This window comes from Alteromonas sp. 14N.309.X.WAT.G.H12 (assembly GCF_036697315.1).
In the GTDB taxonomy this organism is placed as follows: Bacteria; Pseudomonadota; Gammaproteobacteria; order Enterobacterales; family Alteromonadaceae; genus Alteromonas.
The window spans coordinates 20,745-40,517 of record NZ_JBAHZB010000025.1; the positions used below are offsets into that span (position 1 = coordinate 20,745).

23 protein-coding genes are annotated in these 19,773 nt (G+C 44.8%); 4 read left to right on the forward strand and 19 right to left on the reverse strand.

The window, feature by feature from the left end:
• Positions 1 to 20: 20 nt before the first annotated feature.
• From V5298_RS09240 to V5298_RS09290, 11 genes are all read right to left on the reverse strand, one after another.
• A complete protein-coding gene (locus V5298_RS09240; protein ID WP_332931175.1) occupies positions 21 to 1,055 on the reverse strand; it encodes a LacI family DNA-binding transcriptional regulator in 1,035 nt (344 codons plus the stop codon).
• Positions 1,056 to 1,163: 108 nt separating this feature from the next.
• Positions 1,164 to 1,820: a YitT family protein gene (locus tag V5298_RS09245; protein WP_332931176.1), complete on the reverse strand. Its 657-nt coding sequence runs from the start codon at positions 1,818 to 1,820 to the stop codon at positions 1,164 to 1,166.
• 151 nt (positions 1,821 to 1,971) lie between these two features.
• Complete coding sequence (locus V5298_RS09250; protein ID WP_332931177.1) at positions 1,972 to 2,484, reverse strand: O-acetyl-ADP-ribose deacetylase; 513 nt, start codon at positions 2,482 to 2,484, stop codon at positions 1,972 to 1,974.
• Positions 2,485 to 2,824: 340 nt separating this feature from the next.
• Positions 2,825 to 2,998, reverse strand: a complete 174-nt coding sequence (locus V5298_RS09255; RefSeq protein WP_332931178.1) for a DUF3012 domain-containing protein — start codon at positions 2,996 to 2,998, stop codon at positions 2,825 to 2,827.
• A 95-nt stretch (positions 2,999 to 3,093) separates the two neighbouring features.
• Positions 3,094 to 3,630, reverse strand: a complete 537-nt coding sequence (locus tag V5298_RS09260) for an isochorismatase family protein (protein ID WP_332931179.1) — start codon at positions 3,628 to 3,630, stop codon at positions 3,094 to 3,096.
• An 81-nt stretch (positions 3,631 to 3,711) separates the two neighbouring features.
• A complete protein-coding gene (locus V5298_RS09265; protein ID WP_332931180.1) occupies positions 3,712 to 4,194 on the reverse strand; it encodes a GNAT family N-acetyltransferase in 483 nt (160 codons plus the stop codon).
• 9 nt (positions 4,195 to 4,203) lie between these two features.
• Complete coding sequence (locus V5298_RS09270; protein WP_332931181.1) at positions 4,204 to 4,539, reverse strand: hypothetical protein; 336 nt, start codon at positions 4,537 to 4,539, stop codon at positions 4,204 to 4,206.
• Between the two features lie 23 nt (positions 4,540 to 4,562).
• Positions 4,563 to 5,645, reverse strand: coding sequence for a YHYH protein (locus tag V5298_RS09275; RefSeq protein WP_332931182.1), 1,083 nt, complete (start codon positions 5,643 to 5,645; stop codon positions 4,563 to 4,565).
• Positions 5,646 to 5,788: 143 nt separating this feature from the next.
• Complete coding sequence (locus tag V5298_RS09280) at positions 5,789 to 7,675, reverse strand: DUF885 domain-containing protein (RefSeq protein WP_332931183.1); 1,887 nt, start codon at positions 7,673 to 7,675, stop codon at positions 5,789 to 5,791.
• A gap of 78 nt (positions 7,676 to 7,753) precedes the next feature.
• Positions 7,754 to 9,442, reverse strand: coding sequence for a C4-dicarboxylic acid transporter DauA (dauA, locus tag V5298_RS09285; protein ID WP_332931184.1), 1,689 nt, complete (start codon positions 9,440 to 9,442; stop codon positions 7,754 to 7,756).
• 233 nt (positions 9,443 to 9,675) lie between these two features.
• Entirely contained in the window at positions 9,676 to 9,987 is a 312-nt protein-coding gene (locus V5298_RS09290; RefSeq protein ID WP_332931185.1) for an EthD family reductase, read from the reverse strand.
• A gap of 302 nt (positions 9,988 to 10,289) precedes the next feature.
• On the opposite strand from V5298_RS09290, the gene V5298_RS09295 reads away from it, so the two are divergent.
• The gene (locus V5298_RS09295) at positions 10,290 to 11,825 is read left to right on the forward strand and encodes a S10 family peptidase (RefSeq protein ID WP_332931186.1); all 1,536 of its coding nucleotides are present in this window, start codon (positions 10,290 to 10,292) and stop codon (positions 11,823 to 11,825) included.
• Between the two features lie 41 nt (positions 11,826 to 11,866).
• Entirely contained in the window at positions 11,867 to 12,007 is a 141-nt protein-coding gene (locus V5298_RS09300; RefSeq protein ID WP_332931187.1) for a hypothetical protein, read from the forward strand.
• Here V5298_RS09300 and V5298_RS09305 read toward each other — a convergent pair.
• The 7 genes from V5298_RS09305 to V5298_RS09335 all read right to left on the reverse strand — a co-directional run bounded on the left by V5298_RS09305 (position 12,004) and on the right by V5298_RS09335 (position 16,081).
• The gene (locus tag V5298_RS09305; protein WP_332931188.1) at positions 12,004 to 13,110 is read right to left on the reverse strand and encodes a PepSY-associated TM helix domain-containing protein; all 1,107 of its coding nucleotides are present in this window, start codon (positions 13,108 to 13,110) and stop codon (positions 12,004 to 12,006) included. The two genes, V5298_RS09300 and V5298_RS09305, sit on opposite strands and share 4 nt — an antisense overlap.
• 106 nt (positions 13,111 to 13,216) lie before the next feature.
• Positions 13,217 to 13,378 carry a hypothetical protein gene (locus V5298_RS09310; protein WP_332931189.1) on the reverse strand — a complete coding sequence of 54 codons (162 nt, stop codon included), beginning with the start codon at positions 13,376 to 13,378 and terminating at the stop codon, positions 13,217 to 13,219.
• A 40-nt stretch (positions 13,379 to 13,418) separates the two neighbouring features.
• A complete protein-coding gene (locus V5298_RS09315; RefSeq protein WP_332931190.1) occupies positions 13,419 to 14,450 on the reverse strand; it encodes a DUF2157 domain-containing protein in 1,032 nt (343 codons plus the stop codon).
• A 9-nt stretch (positions 14,451 to 14,459) separates the two neighbouring features.
• Positions 14,460 to 14,618, reverse strand: coding sequence for a hypothetical protein (locus V5298_RS09320; protein ID WP_332931191.1), 159 nt, complete (start codon positions 14,616 to 14,618; stop codon positions 14,460 to 14,462).
• Entirely contained in the window at positions 14,611 to 15,006 is a 396-nt protein-coding gene (locus V5298_RS09325; RefSeq protein WP_332931192.1) for a hypothetical protein, read from the reverse strand. Before V5298_RS09325 ends, V5298_RS09320 begins: the two co-directional genes overlap by 8 nt.
• Before the next feature lie 20 nt (positions 15,007 to 15,026).
• Positions 15,027 to 15,479 (reverse strand): DUF302 domain-containing protein, encoded by a 453-nt coding sequence (locus V5298_RS09330; RefSeq protein WP_332931193.1) that lies wholly within the window; start codon positions 15,477 to 15,479, stop codon positions 15,027 to 15,029.
• 119 nt (positions 15,480 to 15,598) lie between these two features.
• On the reverse strand, positions 15,599 to 16,081 hold the full coding sequence (locus tag V5298_RS09335; RefSeq protein ID WP_332931194.1) for an RDD family protein: 483 nt from the start codon (positions 16,079 to 16,081) through the stop codon (positions 15,599 to 15,601).
• Between the two features lie 179 nt (positions 16,082 to 16,260).
• Between V5298_RS09335 and V5298_RS09340 the strand changes: the two genes are divergently transcribed.
• Both V5298_RS09340 and V5298_RS09345 read left to right on the forward strand, forming a co-directional pair.
• Positions 16,261 to 18,012, forward strand: a complete 1,752-nt coding sequence (locus V5298_RS09340) for a dipeptidase (protein WP_332931195.1) — start codon at positions 16,261 to 16,263, stop codon at positions 18,010 to 18,012.
• Positions 18,013 to 18,148: 136 nt separating this feature from the next.
• Positions 18,149 to 18,802 (forward strand): class I SAM-dependent methyltransferase, encoded by a 654-nt coding sequence (locus V5298_RS09345; protein WP_332931196.1) that lies wholly within the window; start codon positions 18,149 to 18,151, stop codon positions 18,800 to 18,802.
• A gap of 237 nt (positions 18,803 to 19,039) precedes the next feature.
• Here V5298_RS09345 and V5298_RS09350 read toward each other — a convergent pair whose 3' ends face one another.
• The gene (locus V5298_RS09350) at positions 19,040 to 19,711 is read right to left on the reverse strand and encodes a 2OG-Fe(II) oxygenase (RefSeq protein WP_332931198.1); all 672 of its coding nucleotides are present in this window, start codon (positions 19,709 to 19,711) and stop codon (positions 19,040 to 19,042) included.
• Positions 19,712 to 19,773: the final 62 nt, after the last annotated feature.

A 19,773-nucleotide genomic window follows, 5' to 3' on the forward strand; every position in this document is an offset into this window, starting at 1 on the left:
AGATTTGGCTTGGCCTTTTTTTATGGTTCTTGCCTTGTGGAGTCGCGGATAAGCAGTTCTGGGCAAAAGTAACGTTCTTTTTTCGTTTTTTCTGTGTCTTTACCGGTACGGCGTTCCTGAATGGTGCTGATGAGCATATCTCCGGCTTGTCTGGCGATTTCATTGGTCGGTTGTGCGGCGGTGGTAATGGGCGGCCATGTCTGCAATGAAAAGGGACTGTTTTCAAACCCAGCAATGGCTAGTTGTTGGGGGACATTCAAGCCATGCAAGCGCGCATGAAACAGCGCACCTGAGGCAATTTCATCGTTACAAGCAAACACTGCCGTAGGAGGCTCTGGTAAAGAGAGCAGGGCTTTTATGCCTTCCACCCCACTATTAAACGCATACTGACCATCAAATCGTAAGGTGTCATCATCGACCAAGCCGTGCTTTTTCAAGGCATCTCGATAACCACGTTCCCGTTCCAAGGTGGAGCGGTGAGAGTGATCGCCGGATAGAAAACCAATCCGCTTATGTCCTAAAGCGATCAGATGTTCTACGATTTGTCCTGCGGCTTTGCGGTCATCCACACAAACCCAGCGGCCTTCAGCTATGTCTGGGGCACTTCCCGATACGATCCCTACAAAGGGCACGCCAGATTCGGCGATTTGGGATAATACCTCAGGCATTTCAGACAGTGGCGGCGATAACACCAAGCCCGCCAATTTTGAACGGGATACCATGCCTAAAAGATTTTCGGCGATACTTTCACTTGAGGCATCGCACGGATAAATAAGTAATTCGTAATCCCGTTCGTGACAGGCCGTTAATAAACCCTTTTGCATATCAATCACGTAATACGCGTTGGGATTATCGTAAACATAGCCTATGGCATAAGATTGCATGGCAGCTAAGTTTCGGGCTGCCTGATTGGGTTGGTAATTAAGGGTATTGATGGCGTGACGTACTTTTTCTAATGTTTCGGCTTTAACGTTTGATTCGTTATTTATTACCCGGGAAACGGTTTTAAACGAGACGCCGGCGAGTTTCGCCACATCCTTAATGGTTGCTTTCAATCCCAAGACTCCTATATATCCACCCTATCTTGAAATCGCATTGTGCCACAAGGCGAGGACATTTACTCACCGGATCCGCACCTGGCATACAAGGAAGTGTCAGGTGTTTTAACTTTGTTGTTGTGCGGTCAGCGTTTGTACAGAATTTGTGGTGTTTTTATGCCGCCCTCGTAGGGTGTAACGCTCAGGACGATGATTAAGTGATAGTACCATATTCAGACAAAAGGCCGCTAAAACAGACAATAAGACCAGCGGGGTACTCAATAAGGTTAATGAACTTAACAGTATGATGGCATCAAGGCTTAACAGTAAAAAGCCGGCACGAATGTCGTATTTTTGTTGTAAAAAGAAGGCTAAAACCCCTAATCCACCTAAGCTTGAACTGTGCCTGAACATAATTAACATGCCCACACCAATGAGAATACCACCGAAAATAGCGGCGAACAGCGGATTGGCCTGCTCTATGTTCACAACCGTTGGAATGAACTTCGATAACACGGAAATGGTGGCGACCGAAATGAAGGTGTTGACGGTAAAGCGTTTTCCCAGTTGGATCCATGCCAAGAGATAAAAGGGTAAGTTGATAATAAAAAATAACAGGCTGAAATCTAAAGAAAATGCATAGGAACCAAGCAGTGCGATACCGGCTGCTCCACCGATCAAGAGATCTTGTGACTGAAACAGATAGATACCGAAAGCAACAAATAATCCGGCACTGATTAAGGCAAAGACATCTTCAATAATACTGTGACTGACTTTTTGCATGGTGCTCCTCCTTATCGCTGGGCGCGCATTATACGAGCAATGGGGTAGGATGTACCTTTCGCTGATAAAGGAAGAATTATGATTATTATCCTAGTTGGTACGCAATCTTTACGATATTAGGTGAAAAGGTAACGGTTTTGTAACTAGAGTGTTATGAGTTGGGGCCGAGTAACTGGTAGTAAGCGTTTTTAACGTTTTCATCCACGCAGGCTAAATAGATTTTTTCAGGTAGGGGGCGGCCACTGGCATGAAGTCGGATTGTGCCAATTGCGACTTCGCAAGCCGCTTTAACTGGGTAACCATATACACCACAACTGATGGCAGGAAAGGCGATGCTCTTTAGGTTGTGCTGGGCGGCTAAGGCCAAGCAGTTTTGGTAACACTTTGCTAATAACGTACTTTCTTGATTAAAGCCTCCGCGCCAAATGGGACCAACGGTATGAATAATATAACGAGCTGGAAGCGCAAACCCGGGGGTTATGACGGCCTGGCCGGTTTGGCATCCGCCTAAGGTTCTGCAGTGCTCAAACAAATCTGGCCCTGCCGCCTCATGAATTGCGCCATCAACACCCTTCCCTCCCAATAAGGTGGTATTGGCGGCGTTAACGATGGCGTCTACTTCAAGTTGGGTAATATCGCCTTCAACAACCTTCAATTGCGTCATACTATTCCCTGCTATTTATCTTTTTGTTATTCGGCTAATTTTCGATTATCGTTCGATGTTATTTTTACTGTGTATTAAAATAGCGACACAAATGAAGTCAGAGGCCTCATGTTGAAATCATGAGATAGGGCGAGGGAGAGCCCCCTGTAATAGGGTTGCAGCGAAAATAACATAGGCCGAAGCAAGGGATTTCCTTTATCTATAGAGAAAGATTAGCGGGTGGTATTCACAAACTGTGCCGACTCTAAGTTGAGGCTGTTATTGTGAATCAGCTGGATTTGAGTAAGGTAAAAATGCACAGAGAACAAGGCACACTGTGCATAACAAATCAGGGGAATGCTTAATCGTCGCTAGGGAAAATGCAGTGCTTGGTAAAATCAGTGGCTTCATTGGCCGTCCAGTCGCCTTTAGGCTTTTCTTTTAATTGTGAACACCACTCTTTGCTTCCCACTTCTGGAGCACATCCACCTAAAGCGAAACATACAGTCACTAATCCCAACATTGTTTTTTTCATTGTCTTTCCTTTGCTTGTTATCATTGATAGGTATGGTACGCGAGATTAATTTAATAGATCAATGGGTTGACCGTTAAACTTTGGACTAATACGACCTACTTAATGAGGGCGAGTAAGGGTTTAAATTCATCGGCGCGGCAGTCTTCTAACAGTTCAAATAAGCACATTTCCAACCCGGTTAACGACATGCCTAGCTGGGTAAATTTACGTAGTGCCAAGGCCTGATTTTCTGCGCTACGTGAGGCAATGCAGTCAGAAACAATATGGACATCCAAACCAATCTGCCTCATGCCTTTTGCCGTTTGATAAACACACACATGGGCTTCAATACCACATACCAACCAATGGGTGACTTCAGTATACTGCAGTGTTTGTATAAATGGGTCAGATAAGCATCCGTTGAAGGTATATTTGGCAAGACGAGGATGATCCGGTAACAGCATACGGATTTCTTCAATAGTGGATCCCAGTTTTTCCGGGTTTTGTTCAAGAATAATAATGGGAAGATCCAGTATTTGTGCGCCTTGAACCAGTTTTTCGCAGCGTGCTATAAACGCCTGGCTATCGTGAACTTGTCTAGCAAGGTTTCCTTGTATATCGACTATCAGCAGGCCAGTGTTATTTTTATCCATTGCTTTCCCTTACCCGATGTGTGAAACCGGCTAGGGTTGAAGCTCGATAAAAAGCCGGTCTTTGTATCAGAATATAGCCCTTTAAAGTGTCTTTTGCCAAAAGAGCGCTACACCCGCTTGTGGATCTAATTGATAACTGGCAAAGCCAAATTTTTCGTAGGCCCCTTTGGCAACATCATTATTGCTCAATACCTCTAAGGTAATTTTGCAGCATCCTTTTTCGGTGGCAATCTCTTGTACCTTTTCAAGTAGCTTTTGGCTCAAACCTAAACCACGAAACGCTTTTCTTACGCATATATCGTGAATATTGATGATTGGTTTACAGGCAAAGGTGGAAAAAGCTTCAAAACAGTTTGCTAACCCAGCAGGTTGGTTATCCACATAGGCAATTACACTAAAGGCATGGGGCAGTGTAGCTAAATGAGGAACCAGATTCTCATAGCTGTGTTGAGATAACGCCGTGCCGCCACCCATAGGATCAGTGGCGTAGTCATTCAGCAGAAAAGGAATATCTTTTTGATGGGTTGTGTTGGCATAATCAGCCCGTTCAATGGTGATTTTCATGATGTCAGCCTAGTTATTTTCGCCTTCGTTATGTTTGGAACTTGTTCCCTGGTCAGTATTATCGTGGGAAGAAGACGTGTCGCTGGGATCAGGCTCAATCTGTTGGATGGGCTTGTTTCTGACACAAATTAAATCTTCATCCGACATATACTGGCAGGTACCAATATACAAATCGTTATGGTGACCTTCATACTGGCACGCCTGGGAGCGTTGTTTGTCCTTGCATACTGCCATGGCCGCCTTGTTAAGGGGCCCTGCGTGGGCTGCGGCTTTTTGAGTTATCAGCAGCAAAGGCAAAAGCAAAGCTGCTGACCATAAACTCTGACGCCATCGGTTTTCATGCATAATCTGATATACGCCTTAGGTTGTTAGTGAGCATGTGCATCGTCGGGACGAGGAGGAGGATGGCCTTCCCCGCCGGGAGGTGGGCCACCCGGAGGCGGTCCGCCAGCGCCTTCCATACCCACGGGGCGAACGGTTTCACCGTGCAAACAACCGATAATCATATTTTCACTGGGGCTGGCGGCACGATAGTGATAACCTCGGATGGGATCTGTTGTGCCCCGGCATTCATCTAACGATTCGGCTTCCTTTCCCTGGGCGTCACGCATGGCATAAATGGCATACCCATCTGGCGCATAACCAATTAATGGGGCGTAACCATCGTGGTTCACATCAATATTGGTACAGCCGTTAACTGAGTGGTAATGATACCCTTGGTGGGCATTAATGTGACCGCCACAGTCATCAAAAGCGGCAATGGTGTAGCTTCCCAAAATTTCATCCACTGGCGCCGGGCCGGCAAGTTCAGCGCCATCTAATGCGATACCTGCGGTGCGAACCCGCTCTATACGGTCGCTATCTGCGGGGATCGGGGTTGTAGGAATGAGATACGTAAGGGAGAAATCTTCTTCTAGGTAGCTCATTTCACATTCTATGCAGTTTTGCTTGTATTGCTCTTCTACATCGGGCCGCGCAGCGCCAAAGCAGGCTTCTTGGGTGGCGGTATAACGCACTTTTCCTGTATCGGTATCATACAGCTGCCAGTTGGGATCATCATAGTAGGTGCTTAAGTTGGCAATGAAATCGCCGGTAAGATCCACTAAGTCTCCGCTTCCTTCCTTACTAAACCAGGCACCTGTGTCTTCTGATGTGTCGTTAATGGTTCTAGGGCAAAATGGGCCCGGTGCCCGCGTGCCGGGGCGGCCTGCGGTGACCAGTTTGTAGCAGGTGGTTTTTGTACCCGCGGTGGTTTCACAATCAACAATTTCAGGGGCTTTTATAAAGGCCCCTTCTTTAAATAAGGAAATATCTATTCCTTTGGTGACGGGATCCTTCGCAGTCGTATTGTCTTGTTGCGCCACCACTTCTGATGTTTTATTGCATCCGCCAACAAACAGTGCCGCAAAGAGCGTCATGGTGGGCAATAGATGAAATTTTGATAAACCCATCAGGGATATGTCCTTCTTTGATTTAATACAGTCAGATGGCGAGGAGCGTAACGCTCACCGCCATTTGTGTTTTGTTACCTGAGTAAAAATAGAGAGTCATCATAATGCCTAACCGTCTTATTTACACGCATTATGGCCTGATTTTAGTGGGACAAGGTTACAGAAATATAGGCTTCAACACGCTGATCCAGCATATTTAAAGGTAAGGCCCCAGCATCCAGTATCGCACTATGAAAATCGCGGATATCAAATTTGTCACCCAATTGTTCTTTGGCTTTTTCCCGTAACGCTAAAATTCTTATCATTCCCATTTTATAGGACAAGGCCTGACCCGGGTTAACAAAGTAACGTTCCACCTCGGTTTCTATATCTTGGGAGGAAAGGGGCGTGTTAGCGGTAAAATAATCGATGGCTTGTTCTAAAGACCAGTGTTTGTAATGAATGCCGGTATCCACAACAAGTCGTACTGCGCGCCACAACTCGTTTTGCAAGCGGCCAAAGTTATGCATGGGGTTTTTATAAAAGCCCATTTCGTAAGCTAGTTGTTCTGCATACAAGGCCCAGCCTTCAATATAGGCACCCGCAAAAAGATACTTCCTGAATCGGGGTAAGTTTTTTAATTCCTGAGATTTTGCAATTTGAAAATGGTGCCCAGGCACGCCTTCATGATAGGTAATGGCAGTAAATACATATTTTTGCACCCCTGTCATATCGGCCAAGTTGGCGTAATAGATGCCTGGACGTGTACCGTCTAAACTTGGGCGATCATAGAAGGCAATGGAAGTGGAATTTTCCCGCCAAGGCTCTACACGCCTAACTTCTAAATCAGCGGCGGGTAAACTATGAAAATACTGAGGGGCAATGGCAAAGATATCGGCAATTTGTGCTCTGGCATCGGTTAAAAACTGTGCCCGTCCTGCATCGTTATTCGGATAATAGTTATCTGGGTCGTTACGGACAAATTCAAAGAATTCCTGCAATGTGCCGGTGAAGTTCACTTCATCCATAATACCGTGCATTTCCTGATGAATACGGGCCACTTCCTTAAGACCAATTTTGTGTATTTCTTCTGGGCTTAACGTGGTGGTGGTCTGTGCTTTTACCCGATTCGCATAATACGCGTCCCCATTGGGTAAGGCCCATACGCCGTTGTTTTCTTTTTGCAGAGGCTGTTGCTGTTTTAACGTAAATAATAAACTACCGTAACCTTGTTTGAAGGGGCCTTTAATGGCTTCTCGGGCTTCTTCAAGTAGTGCATCTTTAGTTGTTTGATCAATATTTAAGGCTGTCAGTTTGTGTCTAAAATCGGCGTACAAGGGATGCAGAGTATCGCTATTGTCGATGGGGGCGCCGGTTAAAATAGCGCTGACATCACTTATCATGGCATCAAAAGCAAAGGCGGGAGGTAACACACCCAATTTCGCCCGATCTTTCATTCTTGCGACAATATCAGCCATGAGTGGCTCAATGCCATTTAATCTGGCGATATAGGCCTTGGCATCGGCTTCACTGTGAATATTATGGTTATTTTTTAGCAGGGTAATGGGATAGGTGTACTGCCCGTTAAATTGGTCTACCACATAAGCTTGCCGACGAAACTTGGCGTTTTCGATTTTATTGGTGAGCTCTCGCTTAAACAGATCAAAATTGAGTTTGCCTTCATCACTTAGGCTGTCGCGGCTAAATTCCGTCGTCAATTTTAAAAGCGCAGCCTCGGTATCCAGTAATTGCTTTTTGGCATACCCATCCGACGTATTGGTCCAAGTTGATTGTGCGCCACCGTTAATCCCAAGATATGTCTGCATATTGGGGTCTTGGGCGATCCGGCGGTCAAAGCGTGCTTCGACAAAATCGAAAAGCCGTTTGTCTTCTTGTTGTGTCGAGGCCTGCAGATGCATGGTTTTGGTTTGGGCGGCAGTATCATTAACACTGGTACCTGGATTGCAGCCGCCTAAAAGGAAAGCAGAAACAAGGAATGTCGCGGTTTTATGACAAAAGGGGACACAATTTTTTATTATTGTACGGCTCATTAATTTTCGTTTTCCTAATTCTTGCTTTTAAAATACAGATGTATTTTGTTGCCTAAAAAGCGCTAGCGCGCTGTATTATCAGTACATACTTTTAGCGGTTTTTACGCCATCTGCAAGGGTTCTGGAAAATGCCACCTTACCTATTTGCTTGCGAATACCTGCGCGTCTGAGTTTAAGTAACATGCGCGGTTGTAGGCCGTTAATCACTAATTTTATATTCCGCTTTTGTAAATCTTCACCAATAGATTCCATGGCGACCATAGCACTCATATCCAGCATGGTGACTTCTGTCATATCGAGTATGACCACTTGTACTTCAGGTCTCACCGAAGATACGGTTTTAAGAGCTTTTTGCGCAGAGCCGAAGAACAGCGGGCCATTGATGTCATAAATGATGATCGCTTCTGGTAATTCATACACCTCATGGTTTTGCTCAACGGCTGATACTTCTGTCAGGCTAATGCTTCTTTTAATAAACAAGATGGCGGCTAACCCCATACCTAAGGCAACCGCAATGGTCATGTCGAATAACACTGTTAGGGTAAAGCATAAGAGCAATACGGTAACATCCCCTTTGGGGGCGATTTTTATTGAGCGGATAAAATGTTTCGCTTCACTCATGTTCCACGCTACCACCAATAACAACGCCGCCATGGAAGCCATGGGAATATAGGATAAAACCGGTGCCAATAGGAGTATGCTGATAAGGATAAACAAGGCATGAACAACCGATGATAGGGGCATATTACCGCCGGATTTTACATTGGTTGCGGTTCTTGCAATGGCGGCGGTGGCTGGTATCCCACCAAATAAGGGGGCGACAATGTTACCCAGTCCCTGACCGATGAGCTCATCATTAGGATTGTGTTTTTTTCCTGACATGCCATCGGATACCACCGCACACAATAACGATTCCAGCGAGCCTAAAATGGCGATGGTGATCGCTGCGGGTAATAGTTCACGAATCAGTTCAAAACTGATACCAATGTTTTCGCCATTGGCAGCGGGCAAATTCCATGGCCATTCGAAGGAAGGCAGTATGGGCGGGATCCCTTGGCCGGTTACACCGTCCAATTGGTAAGAAAAACGTGAGCCTATGGTGGCCACTGAAAAATCCCCGAGCAATTGGCTAAGTATGAAGGCCGTTATACTGCCAATGACCAAGGCGACAAGGTGACCGGGTACTTTTGAGCGGAATCTTGGCCAGACTAGCAATATGGCCAGAGTTAATACGCCAATCAGTGTTTCTTGCCAGTTTATCGAAGGTAAGGCGTGAATAATGGCAAGCAATTTCTCGATGTAGTGTCCATCTGCAGCTACAACACTGAGCCCCAGAAAATCTTTAATTTGAAAGGTGGCGATAACTACACCAATACCTGCGGTAAACCCGATAATGACAGGATACGGCACAATTTCAATGAGCCGCCCCAGTTTGCCCACCCCCATAAAAACAAGGATGAACCCCGCCATAAAGCCACTAAGTAATAAGCCGCCAATACCGTATTGCTGAACAATGGGAAGCAATACAACCACGAAGGCGGCGGTGGGACCTGAAATATTGACCTTGGAACCACCGGTTAGGGCAATGATGATCCCTGCCACGATTGCTGTATACAAGCCGTGCTGCGGGGGAACGCCACTGGCAATGGCCAGCGCCATGGAAAGGGGTAAGGCTATAACGCCGACGGTTAATCCGGCAAGAATATTCGCCTGAATGTCATGAAAGGAGGGTTTATTTTGTATGGATTTTCTAAGTGCAGATAACATGAATTGCTCGATGCTTCGTTTTATTTCAACGGCCCGTTAAGAGGTCGGAACTGATTGAATATTGCTTAATAGCGTACCGAATAAATGGGATTTGAGCAATGAAATAGGGTATTTCACTGTGTATAGTCATTATTTACAAAATCACTGCCGTGCTGGCAACGGTGGTCGCACTGGCCGGTTTTTAGCTAATGCTATTGGTATTTATAGGGCTCTACTGAGCCCTTGTATATTCACTAAACTTTAATTTCGCTAATTTGAATTTGCGGTTGCGCATTGGTGAAATTAGGGAGATCGCCCATGATCTTTTCAGCATGGGGACCAAAAGCTGCCTGAAAGTCTTCCACAGAATCAAACATAAGATGACCTATCGCTACATAAGGGGCCAACTCGCCGGGTTGTCCGCCACCAATACCGTAATCTACATTACCGCCTTTTAGTGCGTCACCGAGGCATTCTTGTACGATGGATAAATGGGTATTGCAGTAATAATCGATGTCAAATTTAACATCTGTGGCATTGGGATACATTACACTGACTTTTATCATTATTTTTCACCTTAACGTTGACATTGCGTACATATTTAAGATTGTCATACAGGTTAGTCCAAATGCCTTACTGTGCCAATTTTTAATTACAGTTATGATTTTATCTTCAGTATGGTTAAGAAAAATAAAGGTAAAATGCAATATTTATATTGATGATGCCGTGGGGTTATTTTATGGGGTATTTTTACACCTTGCCAAATACAGATTGTCCACGTAATGTGTTTTTTAACAATGGGATGATTTGGCTTATACTACAGACCGTTAGAAGTTATAAGCTAGGTATAGTTAAATAGGCAGGGATAATGAATAATGTTACGTTTTTAAGTCGGTTTTTATTAATAACTTTTACCGCACTAATACTTTTAACCAGCCGAGCGCAAGCCAATGACAGTACCGGTCAGGCATCATCAGAAACAAATAAACCTATTCCTGCCTTAGTTGAATTTATTAGCAGCCATAAAGGCAAATTTAACGATGTAAAAGTGGATTATGAGGTTATCGCCGCAGAGACGGCATTAACCAATGATAAGGGGGACGTCACGGGACATCTTTTTTCTACCAGTTATCTGCGTACTAATGTGAAAAAAGGCGTGTCTCGGCCTGTGGCCTTTGTTTTTAATGGAGGGCCTGGCTCTTCATCCATGTGGTTACATATGGGGTTACTGGGGCCAAAGGTTGTGAAAGTGGTTAGCGATGCTTCAGAAGATGATGGGGCTGCGCCTTATGTGTTGCAAGATAACCCGCAAACGCTGTTAGACAAGGTGGATCTGGTTTTTATTGATCCCATAGGTACAGGATATAGTCGCTTGGTGGGTAATGGTAAGCCTGAAGATTACTGGGGGTTAAAAGCTGATACCACCTCCATTGCTGAATTTATTCGTATTTGGATCACCAAACACAAGCGGTGGAATGACGCAAAGTACCTGATTGGCGAAAGTTACGGTAGCCCTCGTGCTGTGGGGGTAGCAAAAGCCTTACGTTCTAACGGCATTGATATTGCGCTAAACGGAATTGTCATGATTTCCCAAGCCATGGATTACACCGGCAGTACGCCAGTCGATGACAACTTATTGGCATTTGTGACCTTTTTTCCTACCCTATCGGCCATAGCACACTACCATGGGAAAGCCGGACAGGGAGAGCCGTTGGAGGCCTTTTTAGACAGAAGTCGCGCTTTTGCTGTGGATGAATATTTACCTGCGCTGTTCAAAGGCAACCTACTGACCACGCAACAAAAGCAGCAGATTGCGCAAAAGATGTCTGCTTTTATCGGTTTAGATACGGACTATATCCTGCGTTCAGATCTGCGTGTGTTGACGTCTCGGTTTGCTAAAGCGCTACTACGTGATGAGGGTAAAACCGTTGGTTTCTTGGATGGCCGCTATACCCAGCAAGAAGTTGATCAGGTAGCGGGCCGTCCGATGAGTGACGCGGCGAGTCAAAGCATTAGCAGTGCATACGCTGTGGCGATTAATGAATATATGCAAAACGATTTACAGGTTAAACTGCAACGACCTTATTATTTAAGTTCGTCAGAAGTGAGTGAGCATTGGGATTGGTCGGCCATTGAACCCAATGTTTTTGATGAGCCGGAATATGTAAAGGTGGCCCGTATTCTGAGTAAAGAGATGCGTAAAAACAGCGATCTTAAGCTGCTGGTGGCAAGTGGTTATTACGATATGATAACGCCGTTTTTTGATGCCGAATATACGTTAGCCCGTCATGGATTTCAGCGCTCGAAAATTACCATGACCTACTATGAAGGCGGACACATGATGTACGTAAATCAAGATGCCTTTAGTCAACTGCTAATGGATATGCGCGCATTTATCCAATAAGTTCAATACTTCCTATCCAAGGTTTTAGCAAAGAACCTTGGATGGGGAATTGGGGGCTAGGAATAGAAAACCTGCTTAATGAAGACTACGAAACCTTGTATTCTCAAACACAAACCGGCGATGCTAATTACTTTTCTGGTCGAGGTCGAAGTCTGTCGGTAAGCTATAGCTACGCTTTTTAGTGCTTTTTCCTGGGCTTTTTGCCGTAGCGACGACGTCGTTTGTACCAGGTAAGCAGCCCAGTTCCAAATAAGAGTGGCGGTGTTAATGCGCAAAGGGTCATCAGGCCTTGATAGAGCAAGCCGCCGACATGGACAGAATGAATGGGATAAATCATATTCGCCCATTGCGCACCGATGTTGTCTTTTCTTGCATCGTGTGCGTATACCACTTGGTTATTGCAGGGGTTTATATAGACATAAGTGCGTCCATTCTGATGCCATTCTTCGGCGAACTTTAAACGAAATCGATTGGGTTTACTGACAGAATGGCTAGGATATACACGTACAATTTTTGCATCCGGAAAAGTTGAATGAACCCGCTCTATTTGTTGTTGCCAACTGATCTTAGTGGCGTTTAGCGGGCAATGCATAGCATAGTGCGTTGGTGCTTGCGTTTGTCCACCTGTCACGGTCACTAGGACTCCCTTAACTTGGGTAAAATAAACCATACCCAAACCGGTTAAAACTGCAATAAACAGTAGCGGTGAAAATAACGCGCCATTAACGCGATGAAACCAAAATAGCCAAGGTAGTGATTGTCTGTTACGAGGTGGTGTTATATTGCGTTTTAGCTTGTGTCTGCCAGGCCACCATATCCATAAGCCGGCAATTATCATCACAAGGATACCTAGGGTAAGAACACCTAAAACCTGCTCACCAATATCGCCGCCCAATAAATGGGTGTGAAGCTGAAATGCCCATAAGATCCAATCTTTCTCACTGGTACGGGTAAGTTCGGTTTCCAAGCTATCAGGGTTGATGTAATCAAGTTTATCGTCAACGCCATTTCGCCATTTAGCAACATAATGGGCATTAGGCGTTTGTGGCACTTCGATTCGGGAAAGCTGGTAAGGGCCGGTGTTGTGTTTAGCTTGTTCTGTGAGGTGGGATAACACCTTGGCGGTTTTTGCCTGTGATGGTTGTGTGTTTATTTCAAGGGCGGGATACCAACTTGCCAAAATGCTGTCTTGATAGACCAAAACTAAGCCGCTAAGAGAGAGGACGGAGAAAAGTATCCCAAGGGTTAACCCCAGCCATAAGTGGATTTGTTTAAGTTTCATCATTGGTATCAGGCTTATTAAAATGGGATGTTTACTGCAAGGAAGGTCGTAAAGTAGGGAAATACATGATTGTTAGGCGCGAGAAAATAGATTAAAAATCACCAACTACCTACTGTTTTTTACGGGGGAACAGATTAAACCAAAAGGCGGTTTCCAAAAACAGGCCAAGGACGACAAACAGAAACATCCCCATTTGATTTCCATAACTATAAGATGACATGGCGGCCACAAAAAGGGCAAAAATGAGAAGGTACCGAAAAAGGGTTTTCATAGGCCACCGCAGTTAAAGAAAATCAAATGTTAGTCTGATATTAAACAGCTTTAGAGTCAAGGAAGTTCTGAATAGCAACCGGTAGCCGTTGGCGTACCTTTTTCGTTATCACCGCTTCATTTTTTTGCCAAAGTACCCCTAGATAGATAATAGACAGCCCGATGAACGTGAGGGCGATTGGAAAAAACCAGCTTTCTAGAAATACATCAAAGGCAAGGTAACCTAAATAAAGGCAGGCTCCCATGGCGCCAAAAATAACGAATACCCGTCGCATAAGCACAACACCCACCATTATCATGAGTAAATTAGTGCAAAAATAAAGAAACTTAGCGACTTCGCTGTCTGAATCTTGTGAGGTTAGCCCGCACCAAAATGCCATAACACCAAATAGATACAGCCAAAAAGCGTAGTCACCGGCTCCCTTTGTACGAACATCCACGTAAAATGCCAAGCAGACCATAGCGATCCCAAAGTACATGGTAATTAACCCTCGCTGTTCATAACTACCATGGCCTTCAAGTAACATGGATGCCACATCCATAGACATGTACCACAGGGTTAGGGCGATGGGCATAACAAGAAATGGGTACTTGTATCGCCAAAGTACTATGGCGGCACTGACCAGTGTACCTAGCTCCATATAAAGCCAATGCCACTGTATGTATCGATGATATTCCTGATAAGTACTTGAATCGGGCCAAAGGCCTAAGCCTTGCTGTAAGCCGTAAATGGCTAGTGGCGTGAGTGACACGGCAAAGGTTGCGCAGATACCGGCGGGGATCCCATAACCTTTGTTTTGAAACACCCGGGTTAACTTTAAACCTACTGCTCCGTAGGCCAGTGAAATAAAAAAGATGCCCCAGCCACCAAAGGCTTCCCAGCCTAAGGTCATAAAAAGGGTCATTGCACCGATAGCAATTAGCCCGCCCAGGTAATAAAGCACATGAGTGAAATCGAAGCTGGCCCCTGTGTTAGGGGACTGTTTTAAATGCCGGTATAATTCTTCTGCTTGCTCGGCTGAAATAATCTGTTTATCAACAGCGTCATCCAGACTTTTTTTTGTGATCTTCATGCTGCTCGGTTAAATCCTTTTTACTAAAACGCCCGCTGCTGTTTTATTATCTAAAAAGCGGGAGCGTTTTGCTTTAACTTTTTCAATAATGGCATTAAGGTCGGTGAATAACACCAAGCCAAAACACAAACTAGCCACAAAAGCGGCAGTTGGGAGCGCTTTATTCAATGATCTGCACTTCAATTTTTTGCTGGTAATGCTCTGGGGTCAATGTGAATTGATTTCCCAGATACAGCATGGTGATTCCCGGTTCATGGGCGATTAAATTGCAAACCGTTCCGCCGAAAACAACCCCCGGCTCGCGAAAGGGAATTAAACCTCTCTTTTCTTTGCACTCAATACTGGCGATGTTTTCTTGTGTTGTTATGACTCCAGGGAAATAGCCCCACCATCCGGGGAAGCCGTTGCCTACTGCCAGAATCTCTGTGCTTTCCCCTTTTTTTAGCTGCAAAACGGACTTGCCATTTTCCAGTTTGAGTTGGTCTTTATAGCTTTCTCTTGTCCCCGCACACCCTGGCAGGAACAAAAGCAGTAACAGGGGGATTATGGGTTTCATCGCTTCACCCGATCATCTTCTTATTGGCTTACTGCGGCTGACGATAATTTGCCTAACACCGCGGATATTTTATTAATGACGGCATCGCAGCCCTTTATATTGTGACGTTCCATTAAGTATTCCGGGTTGTTGTAGGCTAACCATACCTTGTGGTTGTCGTCTTCACTGATTAATACCTTTTGCGGTAAATCAATGGCCACATCTTGGGTACACTGCATCAAGGGGGTACCGACTTTGGGATTGCCAAAGATAATCACCTCGGTGGGCCGTAGTGCTAAATCTACGCCGCTGGCGTTTTTTTGATGATCAATGCGTGTAAATACCGTTAACCCTTTGCTTTTAGCTATATTTTCAAAACGATCTGCCGTTTCTTTCACCGAGTACGGGCTTTCAGTTTTAACTAAACCTACAGATGCAGCCATCGAAAACGATGAATAAAACAGGATAATGCTGGCAAGTACTCGTCTTCTCATTGTTATACCTTATTGATGTTGTCGTTAACGATTGAATGCAAAAGCGTCTCTGCCGCTAAATAGATAATTTATAACCATGTCAGGCATAGGTTGCTTATGGCTGTCTTAATGCTAAAACACTACCTTTCAAAGGAAACATCTTCAGTATGCTTGCCTTTGGGGCTGATAACCACTGTAGACGCAAGTTTGTCATGCCATCCTTGTTTCTTTTTATCCCATGCCACCCAAAGAATCCCTAATCCGAGAGGAAGTAAGGCGATGAAATAGCCAATGTAGCGGACTATGTATTGCTGTAGGGTGGGTTTTTGCCCCGTTTTTGCATCAACAATTTGCGCATTAATGAGTATTTTTCCGGGGGTGGCTTGTCGGTATACCCAAAAAGTAATAATGGCAATTAAAGGGAATACCCAACTCATAAGAAAATCCGTGAACCCAGCTACGATGGCCTCGCTTTCAAAATAACGCCAACCATAAACCGAGACTAAAATAGGCCAGGTGATAATACAAATGAGCACGGTGTCGATGAGGCTGGCGCCTACTCTGGGCCAAAAACCGGTATATTTCATCTCATCGGCCAACGTAGCAGATACGGGAGCGTTCATAGTAATTCCTTGGTTAAATCAATAGATTGAGTTAGCTAATAAGACCTTATTCCAATTTCTAAATTCATATTGCACTAGCGTTGTATCAGAAGCAAAAATTTCCTGTTACCAATTCAACCGGACGCAGGTTATTATGGCGCATCAAGATCTCGCCAAAACATAATCAAAAGAATACCTCAATGAACCCTATACTAAAAACCAGTGTTTTACTGCTTATCGGCTTTATGTCCCATATTGTTTCAGTGTCTGCTCAGACGAACATAGGGCCGCAATTATCGAAAAAAATTATCGAAAATACTCAAGTTAAAGCCAGCAACCAGTTTGATGATTTTTTAACGCAGGTGGTGGCCCAACAGTTAGTTAGCCCCCAGCAAGCCCTGTTGATTAAAAAATTTCAAAACAATGAAACCCTGAACAGTGAGGAGTTACACCAAATACAACGTTTATTAGGTTTATATACCCGGGTTAAATACGGCGATGAAGCTATGCAGACCCTGGCGGAATTGGTGGCGATCCCCACCTTCAGAGCCGAAGGCATACCACAACACGAGAACCCTGAATTTCATAAAATGGCCAGCAAGGTGAAGCAGATCGCCGAAGACTTTAATCTGGCTTTTCGTAATATTGATAACCGGGTGTATGAAATCTCCCTTGATGGGCGTACAGATGAAGTAGTGGGAATTCACGCCCACGCCGATGTGGTTCCGGTCACGCCTTCATTATGGGTATTAGACGATGGCACTAAACTTGACCCCTTTAAACTCACGCGAATTGGCCATCGCATGTATGGTCGGGGTACCGAAGATGATAAAAACGGCATCGTGGTGACCTTGTACGCCATGAAGGTCATTAAAGAAGAAAATATTCCTCTGATGCGCAACTTTAAATTATTGGTGGATACCACAGAGGAAAGTAGCTCAGAAGCCATTCCTTATTACTTTGAAAATAATCCCGTTCCCAATTACAACCTGGCATTGGACGGCGGTTATCCGGTTGTGATTGCAGAGAAGGGGTTTGGCATTGTTCTGGCTGACTTTGCCGTTCGTCCAGCACAAGGGAATGGGGCAGCAAACGCAGAAATCGTCGACATTACCGGTGGCTTAGCCATAAACCAAATACCATCAGCCAGCGTGGCCAGCATCATCAGCCCCGCACCGGTATCATTGGCCAACCGTTTAACTGCTTTGGGTAACACCTTTGTCGCCGATAACGGGAATAACTTTTCTATTGTGGCTAAGGCAGAACCACAGGGCGTGGTGTTAACCGTGCAAGGGGAATCTGCTCATTCTTCTAACCCCCAATCGGGTGTCAATCCGGTTTCGAGAATGTTTGCCTTTATCAATTATGTGCTGCAAACCCAACAGGGGTTACTAAAATCAAATCATATCACCGACGCGGCCAGTTATGTCGCAGCAAACTGGGGGCTGGATTACCTAGGTAAAACCTTGGGCATTGGGTATAAACATGATTTTATGGGGCCTTTAACCAATGCGGTTACCTTGGTAAAACTGGACGATAAACGCTTGCAGGTTGGCGTTAATTTGCGTGTTCCTGTGGGGCGTACCAGTGATGCCCTTAAAAAAGACATTTTCACTAAGCTATCAACATGGAAAAAGGACAATCAGGTAAATTGCGATTTTACCCTGTCAATACATGAGCCTATGTATCGTAATCCCAAAGGGAAGTGGGTGAACGCATTGTTGGATGTGGCAACTGAAAACCTGGATATGCCCAGAGAGTTTGGGGCTTCATCGGGCGGAACGTCAGTTCACAATTTACCTAACGGCGTGCAATTTGGACTAGCCATGCCGAACGAAAAATATACCGGTCATAATGCCAATGAGTTTAAACGGGTGGATCAATTCTTAATGGATTTACAAATTGTCACGGAAATGCTCGCCCGTATCGGTCAAATGCCTAGCTTAAAATAAGGCATTATCGGGCGGCCTTTATACATAGCCAAAATACATTGCTCTATTCGTTATAGACTATACTCTATAGAACTATCTGGTGAGTTGTCGTGTTTGTGCCGATATTTAGCTCATCCACCAATACTAAGGCGAATGAATGACAGAGTTACGTTTGTGCTATCAAACGGTGGAATTTGGTAAAACGGATATTCATCTGTGTACCCTGCGTAATAGGCAAGAATACCATGATCCGACGGGGGTGGCGGAAAAGCTGGGAATATGTTCTGCATCCTGGCCCATTTTTGGTGTGATTTGGCCTTCGAGTTTAGTGCTCGCCCATTATATGTGTGATTACGATACTGACTCAAAGCGCATACTGGAAATAGGCTGCGGTATGGCGCTATCCAGTTTGTTGCTCAACAAACAAAAAGCCGATATTACGGCCACCGATTATCATCCTGAAGTGAACACATTTTTACAAAGAAATGCGCTACTCAATCAAGATGAGAGCATCGCGTTTGAGCGGGTGGATTGGCATGACAGTGATGATAATTTAGGGATGTTTGACCTGATAATTGGCTCTGACTTGTTGTATGAAGACGATCACATTGAGTTGCTGGCAACCTTTATCCAAGCACACGCGAATCCAGCTTGCGAAGTGATCATTGTCGATCCGGGACGGGGTAGAAAAAATAAATTAAGTACCCGAATGGTGAATTACGGTTTTAGTTCATCCCAATTAGTACCCAGCGATACCAGCTATTTAGAGACCAAATTTAAAGGGCATATCCTTAAATTCAAGCGCAACTAGCATAAAACCCTGATCGTTGTATGTTGTTAGCTACCGATGCCACTAATTCACCCTGCATCAACCATTCCTTTTGATGGAATGGTTAATGGTGAGATAACTGTGGGATTCGGGCGGGCTATTGGTGAGCACGGATTATGCTATGCCAGTGGATACACATCCGTTTTTTAGCTTTCTCTGCATTCATAAGACATCCGTGTTGGTGTGTGCGGCTTATTCTGCCCGGATTAATCATTTGAATTAACGGGGTGGGTCGATATTATTATTAATTGACGTGTTAACACGAAACCAGCCTGCAATGGAATACCGATCTCGAGTGGACGGTAGCACTTCGTGAGGAAACTCCTCACTAAGAAAAACAACTACCGTACCGTATAACGGAACTACTTTTATGCCGTCGCGATCCTGATCATCTCGATATAATACGAGCTCCCCACCATCAGCCTGTCCCCAGCCGGGATTTAAGTAGGTTACGATGGAAAGGATACGGTTAGCTTCCCCACGAAAAGCATCATAATGTCGCTTGTAATAGGCACCGGGTGAATAATGAGCATAGTGACTCTCGAAAGAGAACAGGCCTAAGAAAAGCTTTTGATTTAAAAAATGCTGTAATTTGGACGTCCAATCAAGCCATTTTCGTCCAGCATCGGACTCTCCGGTGATCCAGCTGATTTCATCTGTCCTTACAAATTCTGTCTTGAGGAAGTTCTCTCCGCGTCCGATGCCAGCGTTAGCATATTTGCTTGAATTAAGATCTTGCTGGTATGAATACAGAGCGTTTGAAATATCTTGTGGAAGAGCCCCTGGCCTGATGCTATAGCCTTGTTTTTCCAGGTCGTTGGCGATTAGTCCAAATAGTGTTTCATCCGATGTATTTCCGCTATTTGCTTTAGGATTAATCTTTGGCGCTATCAACTTTACATTCTACCTTTCAAAATTAGAGTGAGTCGCATTTGTTGCGATAAGAATGAACC

What these genes read in the sequence shown, in the direction of transcription:
- V5298_RS09330 (WP_332931193.1), bottom strand. Translation starts at nt 15,479, where the DNA reads ATGAGAAGACGAGTACTTGCCAGCATTATCCTGTTTTATTCATCGTTT.
- dauA (WP_332931184.1), bottom strand. Translation starts at nt 9,442, where the DNA reads ATGTTATCTGCACTTAGAAAATCCATACAAAATAAACCCTCCTTTCAT.
- V5298_RS09305 (WP_332931188.1), bottom strand. Translation starts at nt 13,110, where the DNA reads ATGATGAAACTTAAACAAATCCACTTATGGCTGGGGTTAACCCTTGGG.
- V5298_RS09265 (WP_332931180.1), bottom strand. Translation starts at nt 4,194, where the DNA reads ATGAAAATCACCATTGAACGGGCTGATTATGCCAACACAACCCATCAA.
- V5298_RS09275 (WP_332931182.1), bottom strand. Translation starts at nt 5,645, where the DNA reads ATGGGTTTATCAAAATTTCATCTATTGCCCACCATGACGCTCTTTGCG.
- V5298_RS09245 (WP_332931176.1), bottom strand. Translation starts at nt 1,820, where the DNA reads ATGCAAAAAGTCAGTCACAGTATTATTGAAGATGTCTTTGCCTTAATC.
- V5298_RS09340 (WP_332931195.1), top strand. Translation starts at nt 16,261, where the DNA reads ATGAACCCTATACTAAAAACCAGTGTTTTACTGCTTATCGGCTTTATG.
- V5298_RS09290 (WP_332931185.1), bottom strand. Translation starts at nt 9,987, where the DNA reads ATGATAAAAGTCAGTGTAATGTATCCCAATGCCACAGATGTTAAATTT.
- V5298_RS09255 (WP_332931178.1), bottom strand. Translation starts at nt 2,998, where the DNA reads ATGAAAAAAACAATGTTGGGATTAGTGACTGTATGTTTCGCTTTAGGT.
- V5298_RS09250 (WP_332931177.1), bottom strand. Translation starts at nt 2,484, where the DNA reads ATGACGCAATTGAAGGTTGTTGAAGGCGATATTACCCAACTTGAAGTA.
- V5298_RS09335 (WP_332931194.1), bottom strand. Translation starts at nt 16,081, where the DNA reads ATGAACGCTCCCGTATCTGCTACGTTGGCCGATGAGATGAAATATACC.
- V5298_RS09260 (WP_332931179.1), bottom strand. Translation starts at nt 3,630, where the DNA reads ATGGATAAAAATAACACTGGCCTGCTGATAGTCGATATACAAGGAAAC.
- V5298_RS09315 (WP_332931190.1), bottom strand. Translation starts at nt 14,450, where the DNA reads ATGAAGATCACAAAAAAAAGTCTGGATGACGCTGTTGATAAACAGATT.
- V5298_RS09280 (WP_332931183.1), bottom strand. Translation starts at nt 7,675, where the DNA reads ATGAGCCGTACAATAATAAAAAATTGTGTCCCCTTTTGTCATAAAACC.
- V5298_RS09270 (WP_332931181.1), bottom strand. Translation starts at nt 4,539, where the DNA reads ATGCATGAAAACCGATGGCGTCAGAGTTTATGGTCAGCAGCTTTGCTT.
- V5298_RS09300 (WP_332931187.1), top strand. Translation starts at nt 11,867, where the DNA reads ATGGGGAATTGGGGGCTAGGAATAGAAAACCTGCTTAATGAAGACTAC.
- V5298_RS09325 (WP_332931192.1), bottom strand. Translation starts at nt 15,006, where the DNA reads ATGAAACCCATAATCCCCCTGTTACTGCTTTTGTTCCTGCCAGGGTGT.
- V5298_RS09310 (WP_332931189.1), bottom strand. Translation starts at nt 13,378, where the DNA reads ATGAAAACCCTTTTTCGGTACCTTCTCATTTTTGCCCTTTTTGTGGCC.
- V5298_RS09345 (WP_332931196.1), top strand. Translation starts at nt 18,149, where the DNA reads ATGACAGAGTTACGTTTGTGCTATCAAACGGTGGAATTTGGTAAAACG.
- V5298_RS09295 (WP_332931186.1), top strand. Translation starts at nt 10,290, where the DNA reads ATGAATAATGTTACGTTTTTAAGTCGGTTTTTATTAATAACTTTTACC.